Origin of the sequence: Pseudomonas sp. YL2 (assembly GCF_023063025.1) — a bacterium.
Classification (GTDB): Bacteria; Pseudomonadota; Gammaproteobacteria; order Pseudomonadales; family Pseudomonadaceae; genus Aquipseudomonas; species Aquipseudomonas putida_A.
Genome location: NZ_JAJSLU010000005.1, coordinates 141155 through 165521, shown reverse-complemented (window position 1 = coordinate 165521; position 24367 = coordinate 141155). Strand labels below are relative to the sequence as shown.

At 61.0% G+C, this 24367-nt stretch carries 16 protein-coding genes; 9 read left to right on the top strand and 7 right to left on the bottom strand.

Features of this window, described 5'->3' with window-relative positions; all coding sequences use genetic code 11:
• Nucleotides 1-66 precede the first annotated feature (66 nt).
• Nucleotides 67-1428, bottom strand: coding sequence for a carbohydrate porin (locus LVD08_RS09940; protein WP_247268047.1), 1362 nt, complete (start codon nucleotides 1426-1428; stop codon nucleotides 67-69).
• 300 nt (nucleotides 1429-1728) lie between these two features.
• On the opposite strand from LVD08_RS09940, the gene LVD08_RS09935 reads away from it, so the two are divergent.
• Both LVD08_RS09935 and LVD08_RS09930 read left to right on the top strand, forming a co-directional pair.
• On the top strand, nucleotides 1729-1959 hold the full coding sequence (locus LVD08_RS09935) for a VF530 family protein (RefSeq protein WP_027612109.1): 231 nt from the start codon (nucleotides 1729-1731) through the stop codon (nucleotides 1957-1959).
• Between the two features lies 1 nt (nucleotide 1960).
• Nucleotides 1961-2599, top strand: coding sequence for a Pr6Pr family membrane protein (locus LVD08_RS09930; protein WP_247268046.1), 639 nt, complete (start codon nucleotides 1961-1963; stop codon nucleotides 2597-2599).
• A gap of 106 nt (nucleotides 2600-2705) precedes the next feature.
• On the opposite strand, the gene LVD08_RS09920 is transcribed toward LVD08_RS09930, so the two are convergent.
• A complete protein-coding gene (locus LVD08_RS09920; RefSeq protein ID WP_247268045.1) occupies nucleotides 2706-3491 on the bottom strand; it encodes a siderophore-interacting protein in 786 nt (261 codons plus the stop codon).
• Nucleotides 3488-4069, bottom strand: coding sequence for a PadR family transcriptional regulator (locus tag LVD08_RS09915; RefSeq protein ID WP_247268044.1), 582 nt, complete (start codon nucleotides 4067-4069; stop codon nucleotides 3488-3490). Before LVD08_RS09915 ends, LVD08_RS09920 begins: the two co-directional genes overlap by 4 nt.
• A 515-nt stretch (nucleotides 4070-4584) precedes the next feature.
• On the opposite strand from LVD08_RS09915, the gene LVD08_RS09910 reads away from it, so the two are divergent.
• The 5 genes from LVD08_RS09910 (at nucleotide 4585) to LVD08_RS09890 (ending at nucleotide 10285) form a co-directional block, all read left to right on the top strand.
• Nucleotides 4585-5061 (top strand): CS1 type fimbrial major subunit, encoded by a 477-nt coding sequence (locus tag LVD08_RS09910; RefSeq protein ID WP_027612105.1) that lies wholly within the window; start codon nucleotides 4585-4587, stop codon nucleotides 5059-5061.
• 105 nt (nucleotides 5062-5166) lie between these two features.
• Nucleotides 5167-7689 (top strand): CS1-pili formation C-terminal domain-containing protein, encoded by a 2523-nt coding sequence (locus LVD08_RS09905; RefSeq protein ID WP_247268043.1) that lies wholly within the window; start codon nucleotides 5167-5169, stop codon nucleotides 7687-7689.
• 28 nt (nucleotides 7690-7717) lie between these two features.
• Nucleotides 7718-8974 (top strand): hypothetical protein, encoded by a 1257-nt coding sequence (locus tag LVD08_RS09900; RefSeq protein WP_247268042.1) that lies wholly within the window; start codon nucleotides 7718-7720, stop codon nucleotides 8972-8974.
• 59 nt (nucleotides 8975-9033) lie between these two features.
• Complete coding sequence (locus LVD08_RS09895; protein WP_247268041.1) at nucleotides 9034-9792, top strand: molecular chaperone; 759 nt, start codon at nucleotides 9034-9036, stop codon at nucleotides 9790-9792.
• Nucleotide 9793: 1 nt separating this feature from the next.
• A complete protein-coding gene (locus LVD08_RS09890) occupies nucleotides 9794-10285 on the top strand; it encodes a CS1 type fimbrial major subunit (protein ID WP_247268040.1) in 492 nt (163 codons plus the stop codon).
• 48 nt (nucleotides 10286-10333) lie between these two features.
• Here LVD08_RS09890 and LVD08_RS09885 read toward each other — a convergent pair whose 3' ends face one another.
• The 3 genes from LVD08_RS09885 to LVD08_RS09875 form a co-directional block, all read right to left on the bottom strand.
• Nucleotides 10334-15016 carry an NEL-type E3 ubiquitin ligase domain-containing protein gene (locus tag LVD08_RS09885; protein ID WP_247268039.1) on the bottom strand — a complete coding sequence of 1561 codons (4683 nt, stop codon included), beginning with the start codon at nucleotides 15014-15016 and terminating at the stop codon, nucleotides 10334-10336.
• Nucleotides 15017-15181: 165 nt separating this feature from the next.
• Nucleotides 15182-18295 carry a transglycosylase domain-containing protein gene (locus LVD08_RS09880; protein WP_097086093.1) on the bottom strand — a complete coding sequence of 1038 codons (3114 nt, stop codon included), beginning with the start codon at nucleotides 18293-18295 and terminating at the stop codon, nucleotides 15182-15184.
• Between the two features lie 267 nt (nucleotides 18296-18562).
• Nucleotides 18563-19021, bottom strand: coding sequence for an REP-associated tyrosine transposase (locus LVD08_RS09875; protein ID WP_247268038.1), 459 nt, complete (start codon nucleotides 19019-19021; stop codon nucleotides 18563-18565).
• Nucleotides 19022-19646: 625 nt separating this feature from the next.
• Between LVD08_RS09875 and LVD08_RS09870 the strand changes: the two genes are divergently transcribed.
• Together LVD08_RS09870 and LVD08_RS09865 are read left to right on the top strand one after the other, a co-directional pair.
• A complete protein-coding gene (locus LVD08_RS09870; RefSeq protein WP_027612097.1) occupies nucleotides 19647-21065 on the top strand; it encodes an amino acid permease in 1419 nt (472 codons plus the stop codon).
• A gap of 166 nt (nucleotides 21066-21231) precedes the next feature.
• Nucleotides 21232-22719 (top strand): glucosyltransferase domain-containing protein, encoded by a 1488-nt coding sequence (locus tag LVD08_RS09865; RefSeq protein ID WP_247268037.1) that lies wholly within the window; start codon nucleotides 21232-21234, stop codon nucleotides 22717-22719.
• A 6-nt stretch (nucleotides 22720-22725) separates the two neighbouring features.
• Here LVD08_RS09865 and LVD08_RS09860 read toward each other — a convergent pair whose 3' ends face one another.
• On the bottom strand, nucleotides 22726-24345 hold the full coding sequence (locus tag LVD08_RS09860) for an FMN-binding glutamate synthase family protein (RefSeq protein WP_247268036.1): 1620 nt from the start codon (nucleotides 24343-24345) through the stop codon (nucleotides 22726-22728).
• Between the last annotated feature and the right edge of the window lie 22 nt (nucleotides 24346-24367).

Genomic DNA, 24367 nt, shown 5'->3' with positions numbered 1-24367 from the left:
GTAATGTCGCTGAAACCCCCGCTACCGCGAGCAGCCTCACTCCTACAATGGATTTGCGTCAGTCGTTTAGAACGAGGACTGGATCTTGATCCCCGCGATCAGTGCGTCATCGACCTGGTCCACACCGCCCGGATGGCGGATGTATTGCAGGTTCGGGCGCACGGTCAGCCAGTTGGCGACGTGCACGCCGTAATAGAGCTCGGCGCTGTATTCGGTGTCCTGCGGTGGCAGGAAGGTCGGGTCGTCGTAGTCGTAAACCGCCTGCGCCTGATTGCTCGCTTCGGCGTTTTTGCGAAAGGCCGGGTTGACGTGGACGCGGGCCAGGGCGAAACCGATGTCGTCCTTGGCGCGGGCATCGAACGGGCCTTTGTAGACCACGCCGGCCTGCACGTAGTTGTCGATCGCGTTGGTTTTCTTGTCGTGCATCGTCGCGTTGGCGAACACGCTCAAGCCGCGCGAATGGTCGCTGGCGATGCTGGTGACTTGCTGCTGGGCACCGAACCACACGCCGTGTTTGCTCGACGCGCTGCGGTAGGCTTCACCGCTCAGCGCGGCAGGCTGGCCGTTCTGGTCTTTATAGACGTCAGAGGCCTTGGCGCTGCTGTAGTAGTAACCGGCACGGTATTCGCCCGGCAGGCCATTGAGCTTCGGCGTCCACACCAGCTCCACCGGCAGCACGGCGCCCTGGGTGCCGCTGCCGCTGAGTTTGAAGCCGTTGCCGCGATCGAGGTTTGACGGGTTTTGCTCGTAGGCGCCGACCTGCGCGTACAGCTCTGGGGTCAGGTGATACTTGACCCGCAGCGCCCATTGGCTGACCGGCCAGTTGTACCAGATGCCGCCGACCCAGTTGCCGACCTGCGAGCCGCAGAACGCCAGGTTCTGGAAGTCGCACGGGAAGCTGTTGAAGTCTTCGCCTTCACCAAAGCGGCCGACCTTGATGTCGAGCTTCTGGTCGAAGAATTTTTGCTGGTACCACATCTGCGTCAGGCGCGTGGTCTGGCCACGGCCCCAGACTTCCTGGGCCGAAGTGAAGCCGCCAACGCGTGGATCGTTGATCCGGTCGTTGCTGATGTTGTTGCCACTACGCTTGGTGATGGTCAGCTGAAATTCGGCATCGTCCCAGCCGAGGATTTTTTGCAGGTCCAGGTGCGTGCCCAGGCCGAACTGATCGCTGTAGCGCGCGGTGCGATCGTGGTCATAGCCGCCGTGCAGGTTGCTGCCCATTTCGCCGGTGTAATCGAGTTTGAAGTCGTAGCCTTTTTCCGCCAGTTCGGTACGCGTGCCGTTCCAGTCACCGAGCATCCACGGTGAGTCGCTGTCGAAGGCGGGGGCTGCCTGGGCGTAGGTGGCGAAGCCGAGCGCGGTGCAGCCGCCGAGCAGGCGCAGGGCTGAGATAGCGCTGTCTCGGGAGAAGGAAAAATCAGGCATGGGTCAGTCTTTTTTTGGTGTTTTACGGGGGTAAACCGAGCGCTTCAATTTGACGCAGGCAGTGAAGCGATTCAGCTGAAGGGCGGCAGGATAATGATCTGTAACAAAAAGACAAAGGGCTTTTGCAGACATGCAGCATTTCTGATTCGGTAACAGTGCGGCAAACGGGCGCATTGTGGCGATGGCTGCAGGCTGCGATCTTCTCGGGTTGGCCTACATTTGATGCAAGGCCTTCCACCTGACCGGCCCCTCGGCTAAGGTGCGCGGCTTGTGCATTTTCCCTCCGTCCAAAGGCCTGGCATGAACGACCACACTCCCGATCCGCTGCATGGCGTAACCCTCGAACAGATCCTCAATGCGCTGGTGGCGCATTACGAGTGGTCGGGGTTGGCCGAGCGCATCGATATCCGCTGCTTCAAGAGCGATCCGAGCATCAAGTCGAGCCTGACCTTCCTGCGCAAAACGCCGTGGGCGCGGGAGAAGGTCGAGCGCTTGTACGTGAAACTGATGCGCACCAAGCGACCGGTCTGAGATGGACGCCGTTGCGCGGCGACGCCTGATCACGCTCATCGCCACGCTCGGTTGGGCCGGGCTGAGTATTCAGCTGTACCTGATTTTCCTCGCGCGCTTGAGCGTCGATGCCAGCCTGCTGGGCGGACTGGTGAGTTTCTTCAGTTACTTCACGGTACTCACCAACACCCTGGTGGCGACTGTGCTGACCTGCGCTGCCACCGGGCGTGAATCCGTCGCACAGCGCTGGTTTCTCCAGCCATGGGTGAGCAGCGGGATTGCGGTCAGCATCGCGGTGGTCGGCCTGGCTTACAGCATTCTGCTGAGGCATTTGTGGCACCCGCAGGGCTGGCAGTTTGTTGCCGACGAATTACTCCACGACGTGATGCCACTGATGTTTCTCGGCTATTGGTGGTGCTGCGTGCCTAAAGGGACGTTGCGCCTGTGGCACCTGCCGCTGTGGCTGATTTACCCGTTGGTGTATTTCATTTACGCGTTGCTGCGCGGGCATCTGCTTGGCGCGTATGCGTATCCGTTCATCGATGTGGCGCTGCTGGGTTATGCACAGGTGTTCATCAATGCCGGAGGGATATTGGTGGGGTTTGTGTTGATTGGCTTGCTGGTGATCGGGATCGACCGCTGGCAGTCAGGACGAAGCTAAAAGGTCAATGTGGGAGCGGGCTTGCTCGCGAAGGCGTCAGGTCAGTCAACATCATGGTTGAATGATCGACCGCATTCGCGAGCAAGCCCGCTCCCACAAGGGTAAATCACTCTTCTGCGGAACCCTCGGCGCGCCAGTAGCCGACGGCTTTGACGAACTGCTCATTGAGTCCATGTTCATCCAGCAGCACCCGGCGGATCTGCCGCGAGACCTTGGTCTCGGTCGCCACCCATGCATACAGATTGCCCTTGGGCACTTGCAACTGTTTGACGGTGGTCAGCAGGTTGTCCTTGCCGCCTTCGCGCAGGACCCAGATCACATTGACCTGCGCCGCACTCTCCAGCACCTGTTGCTCGGCACCGTTCTCCACTTCGATCACCACCAGCGCCTTGCGATTGGCCGCCAGACCTTCGAGGCGGCGGGCGATGGCGGGCAGGGCGGTTTCATCGCCGATCAGCAGGTAGCTGTCGAAGATGTCCGGCACGATCATCGAACCGCGCGGCCCGCCGATGTGCAGGAATTGCCCAGGCTTTGCCTGTTCGGCCCAGGTCGAGGCAGGGCCGTCGCCGTGCAGGACGAAGTCGATGTCCAGCTCGAGTTTTTCCAGGTCATAGCGACGCGGGGTGTAGTCGCGCATCTCGGGCAGCGGGCCGTTGTCCTTGCCGGCGCTTAGCACCATGGTCTCCAGCGCTGCAGCCTGTTCGGCGTTCTGCGGGAACAGCAGTTTGACGTGATCGTCGGTGCCCAGGCTGATGAACCCGGCCAGCTCCGGCCCGCCGAGGGTGATGCGGCGCATGCGCGGGGTCAGGTCGATCACGCGCAGGACTTCGAGTTTGCGACGTTTGATTTCGTGCATCACGCGGTGAATGGTTTGGCTATCGACTGCAGTCATTCGGCTTTCTCCGGGGCAGATTGAACGGCAGGGCCGTCGACGATGGCTTTGGCGGTGTCGTTGAGCAGGTCACGCACACGCAGGATTTCTTCCGCGCTCCAGCGTCCGTGGTGCAGTTGCAAGGCGTGACGCAGGTTGTGCACTGCCTCGTGGATTTCCGGCGGCCGGTCATGGCCGCGCAACGAACGTTTGCTGACGTCGATGCGCATGCGCACGCCGTCCAGCGCTACCGCTTGCTCGCTTAAAGACAAACGACCGGCGTCGGTCACGCTGTAGCGTTTTTTGCCGGCCTCGGCGTCGCCGCTGATCAAGTCGCTTTCTTCAAGGAAGGTCAGGGTCGGGTAGATCACGCCGGGGCTGGGGCTATAGGCGCCGTCGAACATGCCTTCGATCTGGCGGATCAGGTCATAACCGTGGCACGGCTGCTCGGCGATCAGCGCCAGCAGCAACAATTTCAGATCACCGGGGGCGAAGACCCGTGGGCCGCGTCCACCGCGTTCGCGGCCGGGGCGTTTTTCGAAGCCGTCACGGCCGTCGCCGTGTTCGCGGTGATGATGGGGGGAATGATGGTCTCTCATTTTCCTGCTCTCTCGTCGTGTTTAGATACAACTTAAGATATATCTTTAGGCGTTGACAAGGGTTCCTGACCAACGGCGCACACCTGACCGATCGAATCTGCGGTCGAAAAAACCGGAAAATGATCAAGAAAACGCAGTATTAAATCCCCCGGCAAAGGCGCAGATTAGTGCAGATTCTCTAATATTCCGTTTCGCCCTTTGTTTCCGGGAAAGTGTGGTACATGTCTTACGGAAGTTGCTACCAAGTTGTGGCGCATGCAGTCATTCGGCTGGCGCGCTGTAGCCTGCTTCTTACAGTTGGACAGGAACTTTCCTGAATTTCGCGGTTTTTTCTTTCTCATCTAATAGCGTCCAGGCTACAAGGTCGCAGGACGTTGCCTGCTTACTTTGAAGATAAATTGGTTGAACATTCTTCGGCGTTGAAAGTTAACGGTGAGCACTGACTGCTCGTGACTGTTCAGTTCACCTTGACTGCTCAACGACTCAACTAATTTATATAAGACAGGTATTCAATGATGCTCAAGAAACTCGCCTTTGCCGCCCCTCTGACTGTCCTGGCCATGAGCGCCTCGATGGCGTTTGCCGCCACTGAAGCCAAGCACTCCATCAGTCTCGTGGCGCACGTGCCGGCTGACGACTTCTATGCGGTGCCGGTGGATGCCGATCTGGTCAACAAGGATCAGGACATGAGCTACAACCCGGCCACCAATTCGATGCGCGAAGTCAACGGGCACTTCGACGTGCTGCACACAGCCGGCAAGGTTCATGCACGTCTGGAAGGGGTGCCGAAGCTGATTGGCGGTAGCAACACTATCGACCTGAAAGTCGAACTCAACGGCAAGACGCTGACCACCACCTCACAGGAAGTAGTGGGCGATACCGAGTCCAATACGCGTTATCGCGCGCCCTTCAAGATCAGCGCTACCGGTGCCAAACCGGCCGCTGGCGACTACACCGGTGTGGTCATGCTGGTCGTCGAACCTTCGGTTTGAGTCATAACGGCAATACCTGACGTTACTTGTCCAGTAACGTAACCGGCCGGCAACTTTGAAGTTGCCCGGCCGGGCTTTTACTTCCGGTAATCAGAGTATTAATCCATGTATCCGATGACGCCCATCGCGGCTGCGCTTGCGTTGCTTTTGAGCAGCAGCGTACTGGCGGCGCCGCCTCCAGTCGATAATACCCCGCGAAGTTTGCTGGCTCAGGCGAAAGGTCTTCCGGCGGACTTTGAAGAGCATTTCTTTGATGTGCCTTTGGCGGTTCGTGTCGAACTTGATCAACAACCGCTGGGCGAGGCAATGATTATATTGTCGCGCGATGATCGCATTACCTTGCTCGACTTCACCGACACCAGTGACAGCCGTATCAGCGCCGTCGAGCGCGAAACCTGGGCCAGTCTCCTCAAATCCGGCGTAGCGCTTGGCAGCTGCAGCGGGCAATGCCCCGAGCAACTGCTGGCGGTGCATTACAACCTGGAAAACTCACTGCTCTCGATCGCCACCGAAAATGCCGAGCGCGATCTGCAGACGCAACGCTTCCACGAGCAGCCCGAGGGGGGCAGCAGCGGTCTGATGCTGCGCAATCAACTGAACCTCAATGGCGGCCAGAATCAGGATCTGGGCGGACGTTTCGGTCTGGAAGCCAGTGCCAGTCTCGGCAACTGGAGCCAGGCCTTCAATATGCAACTGGCGCGCCTCGGCGGGCCGGACACCAAGACCTATCATGCGGTACACGAGCTCTACACCCAGCGCGAACTGCAGGGCAGTTTTTTCCGCCTGGGCCATTTCACCCCCAATTCCGAAGGCCTGACCCGCCAACCCCGGTCGTTCGGCACCAGCCCCGATACGGCGGTGGGCGTGATGTATGGCAGCTCCGACAGCCTGGCGGTCGACAGCCCGCGGCCCAGCGTCTACCCGATTTTCGTCACGGCCAATCGCCAGGCGTCGGTGGAGATCTATCGCGATGGCCTGTTGATCAACACGCAAGCCGTGCCGGCCGGTTTACAGACGCTGGATACCCGGCCCTTGCCCGGTGGCATCTACGAAGTCGAAGTGCGCCTGATCGAGGATGGCCAGACCACCGCGACCACACAGGAGCTGGTCTACAAACCGGTGAACTGGCAAAACCTCGACCAGCGCTGGCGCTATAACGTGTTCGCCGGGCAGGAAAGCAAACTGCTGAGCAATTGGGAGGAACAGCAAAGCGGTGATCTCGCCGCCGGCGCCGCGCTCAACTATCTGCTGCACCCGCGGGTGATCCTCGGCCTGTCGGCGCGTCAGGTACGCGACACCTTGCAGTACGGCACTTCGATCGACTGGAGCCTGGCCGACAGCATCAGCCTCTTCGCCAATCTCTATCAGACCGAAGACCACGGCACCGGCGCCGATGTGCAGGGCCTGTACAACTATGGCGCCGGCAGTCTGGTGGTCAGCCACAACCGCAGTTGGCTCGATACCCGTAACAGTTACGACACGCTGCCCGACGGCACCCGCGTACGGCAGCGCAATGTGTTCACCGGCGAAACCAGTAACTCGTCGCTGGCGCTCAACCACCGTATCAGCCGCAAGGATTCGCTGAGTGCGCGGGTCTCGCACAGCACAGGCAACGTCGAAGGTGTGGGCATGGACCTGGGCTGGACGCAACGCACCGAGCTGTTTGGCAGTGATGCCAACTGGCGCTTGTCGCTGTTCGACCGGCCGGGCAGTTACAGCAGTGGCGAGGCGCGTAATCGCGGGATCGACCTGAGCATCAACATGGCGCTGGGCGGGCCGGGCCAGCAGATTTCCGGCAGCATCGGCAGCCGCACCGCCCGCGATGGCGGGCGCGACAACAATGGCTCGATCGGCTATCGCAAGGATCTGCAGAATCACATTCTGCAAAGCGTTTCGGTCACGGCGCTGACCGACACCTACGGCGTCGGTCTTTCGAGCCTGGCCAACTTCCGTACCGACTGGGTCAATGGCGACGGCTTCGTGCAGCGCTCGTCCTACAACGGCAACTTCACCGGTGGCGTTAACCTCGACAGCAGCGTGATCGTCGGCGGTCAGCGACTGGTCATGACCAGCCAGCATCAGGGCCGTGGCGCCGGAATGATCGTCGATGTCGAGTCGGATATCGCCGACGTCACCCTGCGCGCCGACGACCTCAGCGGCGGCAGTTCAGCGCTGCGGCCGGGGCGTAATTTCATCCCGCTCACGGCCTACCGCAACAGTTCGGTGGGCTTCGATTTCGAAGGCAATCACGTTCCGGCCGCCAACATCGAACCGTCTCGCGCCCGCTATCACCTGAACAAGGGCGGCGTGGAGTACCGCAAGGTGCGGGTGATGAAAACCGTCACCGTACTCGGACGCCTGCTCGACTCCCAGGGCCAGCCGCTCAAAGGCCATCACGTGATCAATCACGCCAGTCGCGGGGTCAGCGAAGTCGACGGGTTTTTCTCGATGGAGATGCACGCCGGCTCACCGACCCTCGAAGTGCGCTACGCCGATCAACTGCTGTGCCAGTTCCGGCTCGACCCCGACCAACACCGTAGCGAAAACAACGTGCTGATGATCGGCGATTTGCGCTGCTCGCCGGACACGTTGGCCGACGTCACCCAAAAGGCTCACACCGCGGGTTGATCCGGCCTGCTTCAGGAGATTTGCAGACATGAACGTCTCACCCTTGGCTACATACCTGCGTCGCGGGCTGGCCGCTGTTGTGCTAGTCGCCGGCACGGTATCTGCGGCTCACGCCGAACAGGTGTCGATCACCGCCGAGTTCAAGCCGGACTCGTCTTATCCGCACCGCAACAAGTTCCACAACACCACGCCTTCCAGTGGTTACTGCACCTACGATCCGGCGCAGTGCGAGCAGCACGAAATATTCAGCTTGCAGGTGCCGATTCAGTTCAACGCTCGTGCGCCGATTGCGGCGAATCATCCTTCGCCGCGGCAAGGGGCAACGTTTCAGGTACCCGTGCAGTGGCGTGAGCTGACGGTCTATCACGAGACCACCCGCGAGCCAAAAATCGTCAAGGTGCGGATCGTCGGTATCGGTTCGCGCTATGTGACCGAGAAAGTGATGAAACTGGTGGAGGGCGCCGAAGACGATCGCAGCGCCCACAACCTGTTGTGGGGCTCAAGTTGGGTCTATGCTCCGGCGCCCTGTCAGTACAGCGGTGTGGGGTGGTACTCCCCCGATTCATACTCGTTTTTCTGGAAAACGCCAGCGGCCGCTGCCTGTACCAAACAGGCGAAGTTCGATGTGCCGTGGTTGCGTCTGGAACACCTCGATTTTGCCTATGAACTGGTCACCCCCGACCCGCTTGGGATGTCGTCGGGGGACTACAGCGGTTCGCTGACCTACAGCGTCGGGCCGAATGCGGATTTCGATTTTGGCGATGTGATGTTGCCGTCGAGTTCGTCTCTGACCTTGAATTTCAATCTGAATGTGCAGCACACCCTCAAGGTCGACATCCCGCCCGGTGGCGAGAAAGTCCGCCTGGTTCCCAACGGTGGCTGGCAGAGCTGGCTGCAGGCCGGACGGCGGCCGGTCGGGCTGTTCCGCGACCAGACCTTCAACATTTCGGCGTCATCGCGTTTCAAGATGCTGATCAACTGCGGTCCCGGAGTAGGTGGCGAGTGCGGATTGCAGGACAGCAATAATTACCGTCGAGTCGAGCTGTACGTCAGCGTCAGCATGCCCAATGGCATAACCGATCTTGCCGGCCAGCCGGTGCGGCGCATGCGATTGAAGCCCGGCGTCGGGAGTGCCCTGTATTTCAAGCCCGGTTTTTATGTGGATCGAGCCCCGGGAACTCTGCATTTCGAAGTTCCGCCGCATTCGATGGCAGAGATGCTGCAGCCCGGCGTGAGCGACAGCTATTCCGGCACTGTCATTGTGATCTGGGATTCGGATATCTGATGGGCCATTCAGCGATGAGTCGACTCGGCATTGTGTTCAACGACCAAGGAATCAAGGTGATGAAGCGTCTGGTGTTAGCAATGGTTTTGAGCGGGCTGCCCTTTGCCCTGCAGGCCGGCCCGCAGATCAATGTCGGGACGGTCTACGACTACCTCGACGGCGACAAGAGCACGTACCTGAAACGGGTATTCAACAGCGGCGACAGCACCGCATTCGTCAAGGTCAATATCCTCGAAATCCTCTACGACGCCGACGGCACCTCGCGGGAAATCGAGGTCAGGAGCCAGGCCGACATGAGCAGTCGAGACGGCCTGATGGCCAGCCCCGCGCGGCTGATTGTGCCGGCCAACGGCATGCAGGGTACGCGTCTGTTGATGATGGGCGAGCGTGACCGGGAGCGCTATTTCCGCGTGCGGTTCATCCCCGTTGTCCCGGAAAAGGAAGACGAATTCGCCGTGTCCGCCGAGGAGCGTGAACAATACAAAACCACCTTGTCGGCCGGGGTCAACGTCATGACCGGTTTCGGTACGGTGTTCTTTGTGCGCCCGAAAGACAGCCATTTCGACAGCGTGATCGAAGACACCCCGACAACCTATCGAGTGCGCAATAACGGCAACACCGTGGTGCTGATCGACGAGTTCCGCAATTGTGCGCTGAAAGACGAAACCGCCTGCGAGCCAACCACCAAACACCACCTCCGCGCAGGCAACAGTTTCGAGTTCGACAAGCAGGCCGGGCGTGAATACCGTTTCAATCTGGTGGAAGGCGACAGCAAGAAGTCCCTGCGCGTAGCCGGCCAATCATCAGGGGGGGCCTGAAATGATCAAGCCATCGTTGATGATCCTGTGCGCGGGCGTTCTGACCCTGTTCAGTGCAGAATCGTTTGCGGCACGCGAAGAGCACCGGTTCGAGGTGTCGGTGGATATTCCGACGCTGGGTTTTTATGTGATACCGGCCGAAACGGACTGGATTCATCGTGAACAGATTCTGCCGTGGAATATCAGCACCAAGAGCCTCGGCGGAATGCGCAAACACTTCGACCTCAGGCACGACACCAGTGCCATCGAGGCCCGCCTTGAGAACGCCGCGTTTCTGTCCAATGGTCGCGAGGAGCAGAACATTTATCTGCGCGTCAGCTTCGCCGATACCGTGCTGACTCACGAGACGCCGCGTCAGGTGGTTTCTGCGGAGCAGGCCAGGGCCGGCGGACGTTATGCGCTGGAGATCCAGCCGATCACGCCCGCCGGCGGCTACAAGCCCGGGAGTTACTACGGCAACGTGCACCTGATCTTCAATGCGGCGGCGCCCTGAGGTCGCCCGGCCTGCCCGATGTGCAACGGGCAGACCGGCGCGCCGTTATCAAAGCCCGGCGCGGGTCAGGGCTTCACGGGTCAGGCGACGCGCGAGTTCTTTTTCGTCATCCGCCAGATCGACCAGCAGCCGCTCGAACAGCGTGTCGCTAATCGGCTCCTCATTGAACACCACGGTTGCCGGCGCCGGCAGATCGTTCATCAACGTCTTGAGCTGTTCGCGCAAGGCTGCGCGTTCCTCGGCCACGGTCGACTGCACCCACTGGAGCTGGATTTCGCGCAGCGATTCAAGGGCTTCGTAGCGGTGCTGAAACAGACGCTTGTTGCTTTCCAGGCGCACTGGATAGCGCTCGCTCAAATACTCTTTCCAGAAGTCGAGCTCAAGCATCTGGTTGACCAGGCCATCACCTTCACCCAGCGCCAGTACCGTGTCGTAGGCCTGATCGATCATCGCGTCAGTGACGCCGGACACCGGCCGGTACAGCATGCCCTCGGACTGCCAGGGCAAGCCGAGACGTTTGGCCAGACCGGTCTGGTAGGCCAGATAAACCTCCACGTCATCGGGGTTGCCGCCACGACTGGCGACATCGGCCCGGGCGATTTCGTTGACCTGTTCCAGGCGCGCCGCGCCTTTGGCCAGCGTCACCAGCTTCAGTTCCAGTTCCTTCGGCTCGACCGAATAGGCATGGGCCTCGTAGGCCAGCACGTTCACCCCCATGTGGTTGAACAGCTGCGTACCGGCATCGGCGCAGTCCACCGGCGCCACCACCATGGTGAACAGTTTTTCGCGTAAGCGACTGTCGACGTGCACGGCGTCGAGCATGCGCCAGACGCGTTGCATCAACTGCTCGCGCGCCGTTCCGCCAGCGCGGAAATCGGCAAACTCACGCACGCTGAGCAACGTCGCCATGAACGGTGCGGCCATGGGATCTTCCACCAGCTCTGTCCACGGTGTTTCGCGATCAATGCCCCAGCCCGGCACGTCGGACCAGTAGTCGGCGCCATAGTTGGAGATGATCGAGGTGCCCGGGATGGCGACCGGCATGATCGGCTCCGGTGGCAGTGCCATCGAACGGCGACTGTCCTGGTAACGCAACTGGTTGAGGTCCGACAGGGCGGCGACGTCCAGACGCGTGCGCGCCACCAGCCATTGCCCATCGGAACCGCTCGGCACGTCGGGGATTACCGTCAGCGGGTTGCCGCGCAGATCGAGCAGCAGACCGCGTGGCCGTGGCTTGGCCAGAATGCCGTCAGGCCAGGTGGTCAGGCCGGTGTTCTTCAGCGCCACCACCTTGAGGCGCGGCATGCGCGACAGATCAGGCGACAGCCCCAGCGGGTTATCGTCCATTCTCAGCACTTCGAGGTAGGTCAGGCTGCCCAGCCGTTCGACGGCGGCGCGATCCAGCACGATGTGGTTGTTGTTCAGACGCAGTCGTTCGAGGCGGCGCATCGTGGTCCCGATGCGGTCCGGCAAGCGCGTCAGCTCGCAGTATTTGGCGCTCAGCTCGACCACGTTCGGAAAGTCTTTGAGCAGGCCGTTGGCGTCGGGGGAAAACCGCGCGTTATCGAGGTTGAGCAGCGTGACCTTGTCGAGAAACTTCTTCAGCGGTGGACGTTTCGCCCACCAGGTTTCCAGATTCGTGGAGAGCAGTTCCAGCGAGAGGTCCAGCGCATAGGCCGACGGATCGGTGCGGTTGCCCAGGTGCGCGTTCTTGCGTTCGAAGCAGTTCAGCAGACTTTCGTAAATATGCAGCCCGCCACCGTCACGGAACCCCTGACTGCCCGGCCCCCAGGTCTGCGGTTGCTGATAGCGCCAGCGATGGACGATGACCCGCAGTTCATCGAGTTCGTTTTCGTGCTCCTCGATGGCCTTGAGCGGCTCGCCGCGTTCGGTCAGAGCATTGGCAAACGCTTCGACCTCGCTCGGGCTGAAATGCGGATGCAGATCCTGGATGCGTTGCTCCAGCGTGGCGGCATTGCGGCTCAGGCCCGGGCCGCGCACCAGAAACAGGGTGTTGTATTCCGCGATCGGGCGGATCGGCGGACTGGCGAGTAGCGTGCGCCGCTCGCTGGGGGCCTGGGTTCTGGCGATGATCCACTGCTTGAACGGTTCGATGTCGTCGGTTCGATACCCCAGGGCACTACGACCATCGTGATTGATCGCCTGCAGGATTGCCTCGTACAGGCCACTGGCGGGGTGGATCGGCAGGTTCGCGCCATCGCGCACTTGATAGCGATCGGCAGCAACCCGCACCAGCACCCGGATGCGCTCGGCGACCGCGGCACCGGCCTCGCAACGCAACTCGCCGTCGAACGTGCCTTCACGGATTTCAATCCGCAGCGCCCCGAAGGTATCGCTGTAATGCCGCAGCGCGCCGAGGATCAGCCGTTCGCTGTCGATGTTGCTCAGGGCTTCCTGCTGCAAACCCTGGGCGGCGCGCACGGACTGCAATTCAAACTGCACCTCGCGGGCGGTCGTGCGCAAACGCAAGGGCAGACGGCGTTGCGTCGTGGCTTGCTGCTGTTCCAGCGGCCGGGCATGGGACACCACCCGTTCGGCGAGAACCGGCGTCAACTGTGGACAATCCACCATCACCTGGCTGGCCGCCGGCGAGAGTGGCGCGTCGGGCTGCACCGGACGCGCCGGGCCAAGTCGATCCAGCGTGTCGCTGAGCAATGGTGGCGGCGGGGTGTTGTCGACATGCATGCGACGCAGCATGTCCTCGTCGGTGCCGGTCAGCAGGCGCATGTGCTCCAGTTGCGCGTCGCTGAAACCATCGGTGCGATGACCGATGCGCCGCAGCAGTTTTCGCCCGTCCCACAGACGCGGGTTTTCCGTTTCACAGACCCAGGCCCCGTCGGCGTTGTGCGCAAGCGTCGGTGCGTAGGCCCGGGGACGTCGCGGATGGCGCAGGCGGTGTTTCCCGGAAACCGGATCCTTGGTCACCTCGAACAGGTGTTGATCCAGGCGCAGCAATTGTTTGTCCCCCAGCGTATGAACGCCGTACGCATCGGGGCGGGCCGGGCTCGACAGGGTTTGTTCCGGCAGGCGATAGGGCGCCAGATCCGGATTCCACAGACGGGTCTGGCCATCGGCCAACTGCACCGGTTTCAGGCCTTCGACAAACGACGACAGCTTGACCCGTGCGACACGTCCCAGGCTGGCGCCAGCGGCGAAGGCGCCGAGCTGGACGATGCTTTGCAGCACGCCAATGGCTTGCTCACCCGCTTCGGCCAAATGCCCTTCGGCCATGTCGACGATGCCTTCAAAGACGCCGTCGAGCAGTTGATACGTGGTGTAGGCCAGCATCAATTCGCCGAGCCCCGGCACCAGCGGGGTCACCACCAGCAGCGCCACGTTGAAGATATCCGAGAGGATTTTCCCCAGGTTGTCCCACCAGGCCCAGCGGGCCATGCGGTCGGCATACTCGGTGGAAATGGCGATCTCCCGGGCGTCATTGAAAATCTTGTTGAGCTTCTGCTGATAGAAGTAAGTCCAGAGACTGCCGGTGTAGCGGGTATCGCGGTCGTCCTGGACTTTCGTCAGACGAAAGCGCAGGTCGGGGTGATCCACAGGTGTCTCGCGCCAACTGGGCAGGTTGGTTCCCGGCGGTACGGCGTGCCATTTCACGTTGCTCAGGCGGGCGTTCAACCCTGCAAAAAAATGCCCGCGCTGCTGATGGTTGACGAACTGGCTGAAAAACCGCTGATAGCTGCCGGCAGCGTCGCGGTCGCGCAGTTGCCGCGTCAGTTCCGCCATGAAGTCCAGCGCCGAGGGGTATTGTTTGAGCGGGTGTTCCGGGTCATGGGGCACATAGGCAATCACCGGGACCGGGGCATTGGCGGAGTCCACGTCAGGGGCGATGAGGGTGATACCGGTCAGCGCCGTATCCATCATGGCGAGGTTGTAGTAGTTGATGGCGCGCCCGCGCCAGCGCAGGTTGCGCCGGTCATCGAGCATGCCCTGAATGACCTCGTAGGCGTCGCGGTCAATGTCCTTTTTTGCCAGAGCCAACTGGGCACAGACGCTCAATGTACTTTTCTGACTGAAGATGACCCGGTACTGCAAAACCTGGCGGGCCACACGGTTGCCCGAGCGCAGAAAATCGTTGAGATGCTGCTCGTATCGGGCGCCGATATTCAGCTCGCGGCACAGTGACTTGAACTGCTCGATACTCAGTTTGTGCTTGAGCGGCCTGACCGTGAAGTGGCCGTTGGCATCGGGGCGGGTGATGAACTCCGAGTCCGGACTGAACACCTCATCCCAAGCGAAATTATGCAATGCAGCGTCGAGCAGCGAGACGGTGCGGCTGGTGGTTGCGCCGGCAAAGTCATGGGCCCACCACGCGCTGTTGACGGGGGCGTACAGGCGCAGCCAGGTGTTCTCGACATCGTCCTCGACGCCGAAACGCTGGTGCAGTGCCTGCTGTAATAACGGTTTGGCGAAGGCGTAGACGTCTTGCAGACTGCTCAAGGCCTTGTCCACTTGGTTTTGCGCCTTCCAGGCATTTTCCATCTGCTGTTGCAGGCGCAGGTGTTCGGCGTCCGATACCTGTTGATACCAGGCCGGCAGTTTCAGTCGGTGCAGCTGCAACTCATTGACCCGCTTTGCTGAGCTTGCGCGCAGCCAGGCCGGGATGGCTTTTTCGATCGTCTGATAATGAACACTGACATCCGGTGAGACGAGGTGCGCCGTGCGTGGCGGTTGCCCCTGCGGGGAAAGGGTGGGCATTGCTGGATCGTCCTTGATCAAAAATGGAGCGATCAGCCTAGGCAAGGACAGTGGGTGAAAAAAGCGCAAATACCCGGTTGAAAGCGCCGGGGTTGCGTACGGAGCCTTCGAAAAACACGGAGGGAAAAATACACAGTTACCACCACGCCACGCTGCTTTCGTGGCTTACCGGGCGGCGGTGACCTCCGGCGCCTGGCACATCGTGTGCGTGCCCGGTTGCAGGTATGGCGAAAGGATCGGCGCCATGCCCTTGAGCACTTGCACCGGCAGTGCCGAGGTGAACTTGAAGTTCTCCGCCGAGCGTCCGGGGACGAACGCGGTGAGCGTGCCGAAGTGGTTGTTGCCGATGTAGAACACGAAGGTCGCGGTACGGTTGATCGACTTCGAACTGAGGATGCGCCCGCCGGAGCCGATGGCTTCGATGCGGTTGTCGCCGGTGCCGGTCTTGCCGCCCATCACCAGCGGGGTGCCGTCGGCGGTTTTGAAACTGCCGGACACCCGTTTCGCCGTGCCCGAGTCCACCACTTGCGACAACGCTTCGCGCATTGCCGTGGCGACCTCCGATGGCATCACCCGTTTGCCCACATGCGGGTCGTTGGTCAGACGCGTTTCATACGGGGTGTCTGCAGCAAAGTGCAGGCTGTCGATGCGCAGCGTCGGCATGCGCACGCCATCGTTGAGGATGGTGCCGATCAGTTCGGCCAGCGCGGCAGGACGATCGCCGGAGCTGCCGATGGCGGTGGCCAGCGACGGCACCAGATGGTCGAACGGATAGCCGACTTTCTGCCAGCGCTGGTGAATCTCCAGGAACGCTTCGATCTCGAGCATGGTGCGGATGCGGCTGTCGCGGGCGCCCTTGTGCTTGCTCTTGAACAGCCAGCTATAGACTTCCTGACGCTCGAACTGGCTGGCCTTGACCACCTGACTGAAAGTGGCGTCCGGGTTGTGCAGCAGGTAGCCCATCAACCACAGGTCCAGCGGATGGACCTTGGCAATGAAGCCCTGATCCGGCAGATCGTAGGTGCCCGGGCCGTAGGCGTCGTACAACCGGATCAGGCGATCGTCGGTGAGTTTCTCGGTGAGCTTGGCGCCTTTGAGGTGCGCGCGCACGAAGCTGTTGAAGTCTTCCTGACTGGCATTGGGCAGCAGATAACGATGCACGGCGGCCATGCGGATCGGGGTCGGGCGCATGCTGTCGAGGAAGGTGTCGAGGCGCGCCTGGGTGTCCTTGTTCTTGTACTTCTTCCAGAACTTGAGCAGGAACGAGGTGCCTTCGCGGTCAGCGAAACTGGCCAGGTATTCCTGACGTCGCGGATCGCGGTCGTCCTTGAGCAGTTCGGCGCTGCTGTTGGGGCCGGAGTAGGTGACGTAGCGCACCACGTCGCGCATCAGGCGAATGAATGGCAGGTTGATCGACTCGCGCAGCGCATCGCGCAGAGTCGGCAGGCGGCCGTTGTCTTCCTTGCGAAAGTTGTGGAACACATGCAGGCCGCCACCGGTGAAAAACGCCTCGCCGGGGCTGGCCGAATATTTGCGGTCGAGCGCGGCGCCGAGCATTTTCGACAGATCGTGGTCCTTGTTCTGGATCAGGTAATCGATCACCCACTGGCTGAGGCGGTCCTGATCCGGCACTTCGACCTTCTTCAGTTCCGGCACGCTCATGGCGCCGTACTTGTCGTGCAGTTCGGAGATGATCTGCAGGTAGGTCGTCAGCACGCGCATCTTCGCCGTCGAGCCGAGCTCCAGCTTGCTGCCCTCGTTGATGTCGAACGGCTGGTCGGTGCTGTCGGTCTGCACGCGCACCCGCGAGCCGTCCGGGGTCAGTTCGAACAGGGTGAAGCTGTAGCGCACCTGGGTGGTGCTGGTGGGGGTGAGCAGGCGTTCGCCAATCAGGCCGATCTGCCCGGCAAACGTGGGGTCGGCGAGTTTTTTCAGGTAATCGGTGGCCTGGGTCTGCAACTCGCCCTGCAAGGTGCTGGTGGCTGAGAGGTCGAGGCGATCAAGGTCGTACAGCGGACGGTTGAGCATACTCGCCAGACGGCTGCGGGCGACGCTGATGCCCTTGTTGGTTTCGATCGGCTGAAGGGTCGGCTGGGTCTGCCAGTCGCGGTAAGTGACCTTGCTCGCCAGTGCGGCATCGGCCAGCGCGCTGTCGATCACGCCGCCCTGTTTGAGCAGGCGCAAGTGGCTGTCGGTGAGGTCGGCGAGTTCTTCGCGGCCTTTGGTCAGGTAATGCGAAGGGCGGCGCTGGGCGATCATCAGCGAGAGCATTTCGCGCAGGGCCAGGCCTTTGTCGGCCATGGTTTTCGCATCGGTGGCCGGGCTGTTCAGCTGTGCATTGGCCTGGTTGAAATCGCTGCCGTACCAGACCCGCAAACCTTCGGCCATGCCGTGTACTTCACCGTGCCCCGGCACAGCGGAAAGCGGCACGCTGTTGAGGTAGTCGCGGATAATGTTCTGCCGCGCGCCGAGGGTTTCCGGGCCGGGCTGATAGGCACGCACGCTGGCGGAAATCATCTGACGGATCTTCTCGGCGCCGGACACCGTCAGGCCATCGGGCGAGTGCCGGTACTTCTCCAGTTGCGTCGCCAGGGTGCTGCCGCCCGCCGATTGCCCCGGCAGGTGCAGCAGTTTCGCCACCTGCGACCACGCGGCCATGCCGAAGCGCGGCCAGTCCACCGCCGGGTTGGCCAACGGTTGCTTGGGGTCGAGCAGAAAGCGGTTTTCGATGAACAGCAGACTGCTGACCACCACCGGCGGAATCGCCGCAAAACTCGAATACAGCTGCTGCGGATACTTGTACTGATACAACGGCGCAGCGCGGCAATCGGTGATCGACAGCCCGGCCTGGATCTTTTCCGAATAGGGCACGAACAGGCCCTTGTCGGTGTAGCTCAACAGCGCGGGTGAAAATCGCGTCTGCTCGGTGATCACGTAATTGCGCTTGAGCAGGCGTGGCAGGAATTCATCGAGAGAGCTGTAGCCCAGACGCAGATCGAACGGCCCGTTGCCCGGATAGCGGATCGCTTCGCTGGGGCCGGGCTCCAGCTGATATTTGAGCGAGGCGGCGTACTGGCTCAGCTCCCGGGACTGGAAACGCGAGGTGCGCATCTCCTTGCTCGCGGCCAGACCCACCACGATGGCGATAATCAGCAGCAATAACCAGAACGCCTTCCAGCCATGCCGGCTGCGGCGTTTTTTGGGGGGGACAGGCGCTTCATCCACACGTTCAGTCGGAACCACGGCTTTACTCGAATCGGTTTGCCACAAAGCGCCCATAGTCGATTGATCCATTCACGCAGATTGATCGGACTTGACTGAAGCTTAGACGGTGGTTGGTGATGGGGAAAAAAAAGTGCGGGGTTTGGGTGGGAGCGGTTTCTGAAGAAAACTGCACCTGTGGCAAGGGAGCTTGCTCCCGCTGGACTGCGCAGCAGTCCCAATCCCTTTAGTCGCAATTTGTCTGAACCACCGCGTGCGCGAGTGTTACGACGGCTTCGCCGCCGAGCGGGAGCAAGCTCCCTCGCCACAGGGGGAGTGGGAGCTTTAGAGCCAGCAGGCATCCCAGAGTGGGTAGTCACCAATTTTTTCTACCAGGCCGGCCCGTAGCGGATTGGCGATGATGTATCGGGCGAAGGGTTTCAAGTCTTCTCCATCACGGATGGCTCGGTCGTGATAGCCGGTTTGCCAAAACGCGCCTTTTCGGTTCAGGACACGGTTAATCGACAATGTGCTGCGGGATTTCACCGCTTGCATCAGACGTTCAATATGTATTTCTTCCAGCTGGACCAACCAATGGAAGTGGTCAGGCATCACCACCCAGGCGATCGAGTCGACCCATCGCTGGTCATGAGCTCGCCGGAGTTCCGCTACCAACAAAAGCCCCACCTGCCAATCGCTGAATATTCTGCGTCGCTGATACACCACGGCGGTTATGAGATAAGCACGTCCTGACTCCGAACAACGCCCTCGGCGGAGCCGATGTGAATGTAGGGGTTTACGCATTCCGTTGCGTCCTTTGCGAGTTCAATCCCTATTCACGCTAGTCGCAGCATTCAAGAATTGGGTCTGCGATGGCTGTACGAAATTTCCGAAAATTTCCAGATGTCGCCTTCTCTGTGGCGAGGGAGCTTGCTCCCGCTGGGTTGCGTAGCAGCCCCAATCCCTCTAATCGCGATCTGTCTGAAACACCGCGTGCGCGGGTAATACGACGGCTGCGCCGCCGAGCGGGAGCAAGCTCCCTCGCCACAGGGGGTTAAACAGTCAAGTTCATCGAAACGGCTGTGCTAGAGCCGTCCCCCACGCAATACCACCAAAGCAGGGCCATGACGGTGCACCATCATCGTGCAATACTCGCCGGGATTTTTGTGGTGAATATTCCTACGCATATCAGGTAATATCTCTCCGTAAAGCGGCTTTTTGCCGAGACTTCTAGCTGAATGTTGTCACTTATAGAGTGAAAAGCCCTGTGACAAGCTTTCTATACTGCACGCCCCGCTGATCTTGCAGGCAGGGTCCTGCATGACGTGTCTGCCCACGAAGCAGGCGCGGTGTCGGGAAGCTGAGGCCTATCGGTCGAGGCTTCGACACACGGTGGTCATATCCAATAACAAGACGAGGTTGTATCCCTATGCCAGTCGGCAATCACCTGCCCCATGGCGAGACCGCTCACGGCGGCCCGCTTAAACGCGAACTCGGCGAACGGCATATTCGCCTGATGGCACTCGGTGCCTGTATCGGCGTCGGCCTGTTTCTCGGCTCGGCCAAGGCCATTGAAATGGCCGGCCCGGCGATCATGCTGTCGTACATTCTCGGCGGTCTGGCGATCCTGGTGATCATGCGCGCCCTCGGTGAAATGGCCGTACACAACCCGGTGGCCGGCTCGTTCAGCCGCTACGCCCAGGACTACCTCGGCCCGCTGGCGGGCTTTCTCACTGGCTGGAACTACTGGTTCCTGTGGCTGGTGACCTGCGTCGCGGAAATCACCGCCGTCGCCGTGTACATGGGCATCTGGTTCCCCGATGTACCGCGCTGGATCTGGGCCCTCGCGGCGCTGATCAGCATGGGCTCGATCAACCTCATCGCGGTAAAAGCCTTCGGTGAATTCGAGTTCTGGTTCGCCCTGATCAAGATCGTCACCATCATCGCCATGGTCATCGGCGGCGTCGGCATCATTGCTTTCGGTTTCGGCAACGACGGCGTGGCGCTGGGGATTTCCAACCTGTGGGCTCACGGCGGCTTCATGCCCAACGGCGTGACCGGTGTGCTGATGTCCCTGCAAATGGTCATGTTCGCCTACCTCGGTGTCGAAATGATCGGCCTCACCGCCGGTGAAGCGAAGAACCCGCAGAAGACCATTCCCGATGCGATCGGCTCGGTGTTCTGGCGCATTCTGCTGTTCTACGTCGGCGCGCTGTTCGTGATCCTGTCGATCTACCCGTGGAACGAAATCGGCACTCAGGGCAGCCCGTTCGTGATGACCTTCGAGCGTCTGGGCATCAAGACCGCCGCCGGCATCATCAACTTCGTGGTGATCACTGCGGCGCTGTCGTCGTGCAACGGCGGCATCTTCAGCACCGGGCGCATGCTCTACAGCCTGGCGCAGAACGGCCAGGCCCCGGCCGGTTTCGCCAAGACCTCCAACGGCGTGCCGCGTCGGGCATTGCTCTTGTCGATTTTCGCGCTGCTGATCGGCGTGCTGCTCAACTACCTGGTGCCGGAGAAAGTCTTCGTCTGGGTGACGTCGATTGCCACCTTCGGCGCGATCTGGACCTGGGTGATGATCCTGCTGGCGCAACTGAAATTCCGCAAAGGCCTGAGCGCCAGCGAACGTGCCGGCTTGAAATACAAGATGTGGTTGTACCCGGTCAGCTCGTACTTCGCGCTGGCGTTTCTGGTGCTGGTGGTCGGCCTGATGGCGTACTTCCCGGACACCCGCGTGGCGCTATATGTGGGGCCGGTGTTCCTGGTGCTGCTGACCGTGTTGTTCTACGTGTTCAAGCTGCAGCCGACCGGTGAAACGCAGGGTGCGGTGCGTTCGGTTTCGTAAGTCGACAGTACGGTAACAAACAAGCCCCGGCCCATTGGTCGGGGCTTTTTTCATGGGCGCTTCAGAAGCTGTAACCGCCGGTCTGAAAGCGCGATAAAAACCTCGAAGCAAGGCTCAAACCTGTATCACTTCGCCATTTCGCGCGGCATTGAAACGGGGCGCGCACATGAGAACGAGCGCATTTCTCCAACGAGAACTCAGTCACCGTCAGGTCGCGCTGTTCTTCCTGCTGGCTACCGCGTTGTACGTCCTGCCCCTGATCCTCGCCGACTTCCCCTACATCGACGACAACTGGCGCACGCTGGCCGCCGGCAATGCCTGGGCCGGGCAGGGGCGATTGTTTGCCGACTGGTTTTATCAAGCGCTGACGTTCACCGGCGCCGCGCCGAACATCTTTCCGTTGCCGCTGTTGCTCGCCGTCGTAGCGATGAGTCTGGCCCTGACGCGCCTGACCTTTCACTACTTTGCAGAACCGACGCTGGCCTGCTGTCTGGTGCCGTTGCCGCTCTGGTATAACCCGTTCTTGCTGCAGAACCTGTCCTATCAATACGACGGCCCGATCATGGCCCTGAGCATGGTCGCGGCGATCTACGCCATCACATTCGAAGGTTCATCGCGGGTGCGGCGCTGGCTGGTGCCGGCGGCGTTGCTGGCGCTGGCAATCGGTCTTTATCAGATCAGCTTCAATGTGTTTCTCGGGCTGTGTTGTGTCGAGTTGATCAGGGCTGTTCAGCGGCGAACTCAGTGGCCGGAGATTCTGCGGATGCTGGGCTGGAAACTCGCACAAGCGGGCCTGGGCATCCTGATCTACAGCGCCACGGCGTACCCATTCATGGAAACGTTGCGAAAAACGGATCTGTTGAACCTGGACGCCGATCCGCTGTTGCAAATCGGCATCAATTTCGCTCGGGTCCTGGAGAAAGTCGCGCTGCTGTTTCACGGTGGCTACCCGTGGGTTTTCGCTGCGCTGGTGTTGTGTGCGATCGCTGGCAGTGTGCGACTGGTTCAGTGCCGCCCGCACCGTTGGCCAGACTCGCTGCTGTGCTTGCTCACGCTGCCTGTCCTGGCTTTGCTGGTGCCGGGGATCACGCTGCTGTTCCGTGATTTCAATGAAGGCGCGCGCACCCTGATGGGGTTCGGCGTGTTGTTGCTGGGGTTGTTCTATCTGGCGCACGTTGCGTTGGCATCCGCGCACCGCCGCTTGCCCTTGCTGCTGATCATTGCGCTGCTGGCGACTCTCTCGCTGTCCTTCGCCTACGGCCGGGTACTGAATCTGCAGAAAACCTTCGCCAGCAGTGCGCTGTACAGCCTGAGCCATGACATCGCTGCCCATCGCGAGCTGCGTGAAGCCAAGCGGATCTATCTCTCGGTGAGCTACTCCGATCGCTGGCTGGCCAGTGCGACCGGTTCATTCAAGCGGCTGCCGGTGCTGCACTATCTACTCAACGTCGACTACTTCATGCTCGCGGAAAATCTGCCGTCAGCAGGCATTACCAACGTGGTCGCCGAACGCGAGCGGCGCAACGCCACCCGCGTCGGCTATCAGGGGTTTCCAGCGCTGGTGGACAGTCTGTATTACCGGATTTACCTGATTGGCGATTACGGTTTCATCGTCATGAAAGAGCCGCCGCCTCACCGCCTGCTCAGTTGGTGACGAGGCTCAGGCTGCCGCCACGTCCTGCGGCTCAAAACTGTCCGCTCGCGCCATCTGCCACATCCGCGAATAGAACTCGCCATTCACCTCACCCGTGAGCAATTCCCCCGGTTTCAGAAACACATGCAGCTGCGAGAACAGTTTGATCTCGGTCGCCGACATGCGGCGCACCAGGTGCTTGGCCGACAGTTGCGACGGATGCTCAAGACCGGCTGCCGCCAACATTTCCGCCAGCGCCTTGAGCGTGTTGCGGTGGAAGTTGTAGACGCGCTGGGCCTTGTCCGGGACGACGAGGGCGCGTTGGCGCAGAGCGTCCTGGGTGGCGACGCCGGTCGGGCATTTGTTGGTGTGGCAGCTTTGCGACTGGATACAGCCGATGGCGAACATGAAGCCGCGCGCGGAGTTGGCCCAGTCGGCGCCGATGGCCAGCACGCTGGCGATATCGAAGGCACTGACGATCTTGCCGCTGGCGCCGAGTTTGATCTTGTCGCGCAGATTCAGGCCGACCAGGGTGTTGTGCACAAACAGCAGACCCTCGCGCATCGGTACGCCGATGTGGTCGGTGAACTCCACGGGCGCGGCGCCGGTGCCACCTTCCTTGCCGTCGACCACGATGAAATCCGGCAGAATCCCGGTTTCCAGCATGGCCTTGGCGATGCCCATGAATTCCCACGGATGCCCGAGGCAGAACTTGAAGCCCACCGGTTTGCCGCCGGACAGTTCGCGCAGTTGCTGGATGAAGTGCATCATTTCGATCGGCGTGGAAAACGCGCTGTGGCGTGACGGCGAGATGCAGTCTTCGCCCATCATGATGCCGCGGGTGTCGGCGATTTCCTGGGTGACCTTGTGCTTGGGCAGGATCCCGCCGTGACCGGGTTTGGCGCCCTGGCTCATCTTGATTTCGATCATCCGCACCTGCGGATTCTGTGCCTGAGTGGCGAAGCGCTCCGGGTCGAAACGGCCGTCGCTGGTGCGGCAGCCGAAGTAGCCGCTGCCCAGTTCCCAGGTCAGGTCGCCGCCGTGTTCACGGTGATACGGGCTGATGCTGCCTTCGCCGGTGTCGTGGGCGAAGTTGCCGAGCTTGGCGCCCTGATTCAACGCGCGGATGGCGTTGGCGCTGAGCGAGCCGAAGCTCATCGCCGAGATGTTGAACACCGAGGCCGAATACGGCTGGGTGCACTGCGGGCCGCCGACGGTGACGCGGAAACCGCTCGGGTCGCTCAACGGCGCCGGGCGCATCGAGTGGCCGATGAATTCAAAGCCCGATTGATAGACGTCAATCAGCGTGCCGAAGGGTTTGTCGGCGCTTTCGTTCTTCGCCCGCGAATAGACCAGCGAGCGTTGAGCACGGGAGAAGGGCAGGGCGTCGCTGTCGGATTCCAGCAGGTACTGGCGGATCTCCGGGCGGATGCCTTCGACCAGATAGCGGATGTTGCCCAGGATCGGGTAGTTGCGGCGCACCGCGTGCGGGCTCTGCAGCAGGTCGAACAGACCAAGCAGGCTCAGTACGCCGGTGACGGCGGTGATCGGCCACAGCCAGTCGTGTTCGAAAAAGGGCAGGCTGGCGAGGGTGAAAATCACGCAGACGGCAAAGAAGGCGTAGCGGCTCAGGAGTGACAGGCTCATACGGTTTCCTTGGGTTCGGACT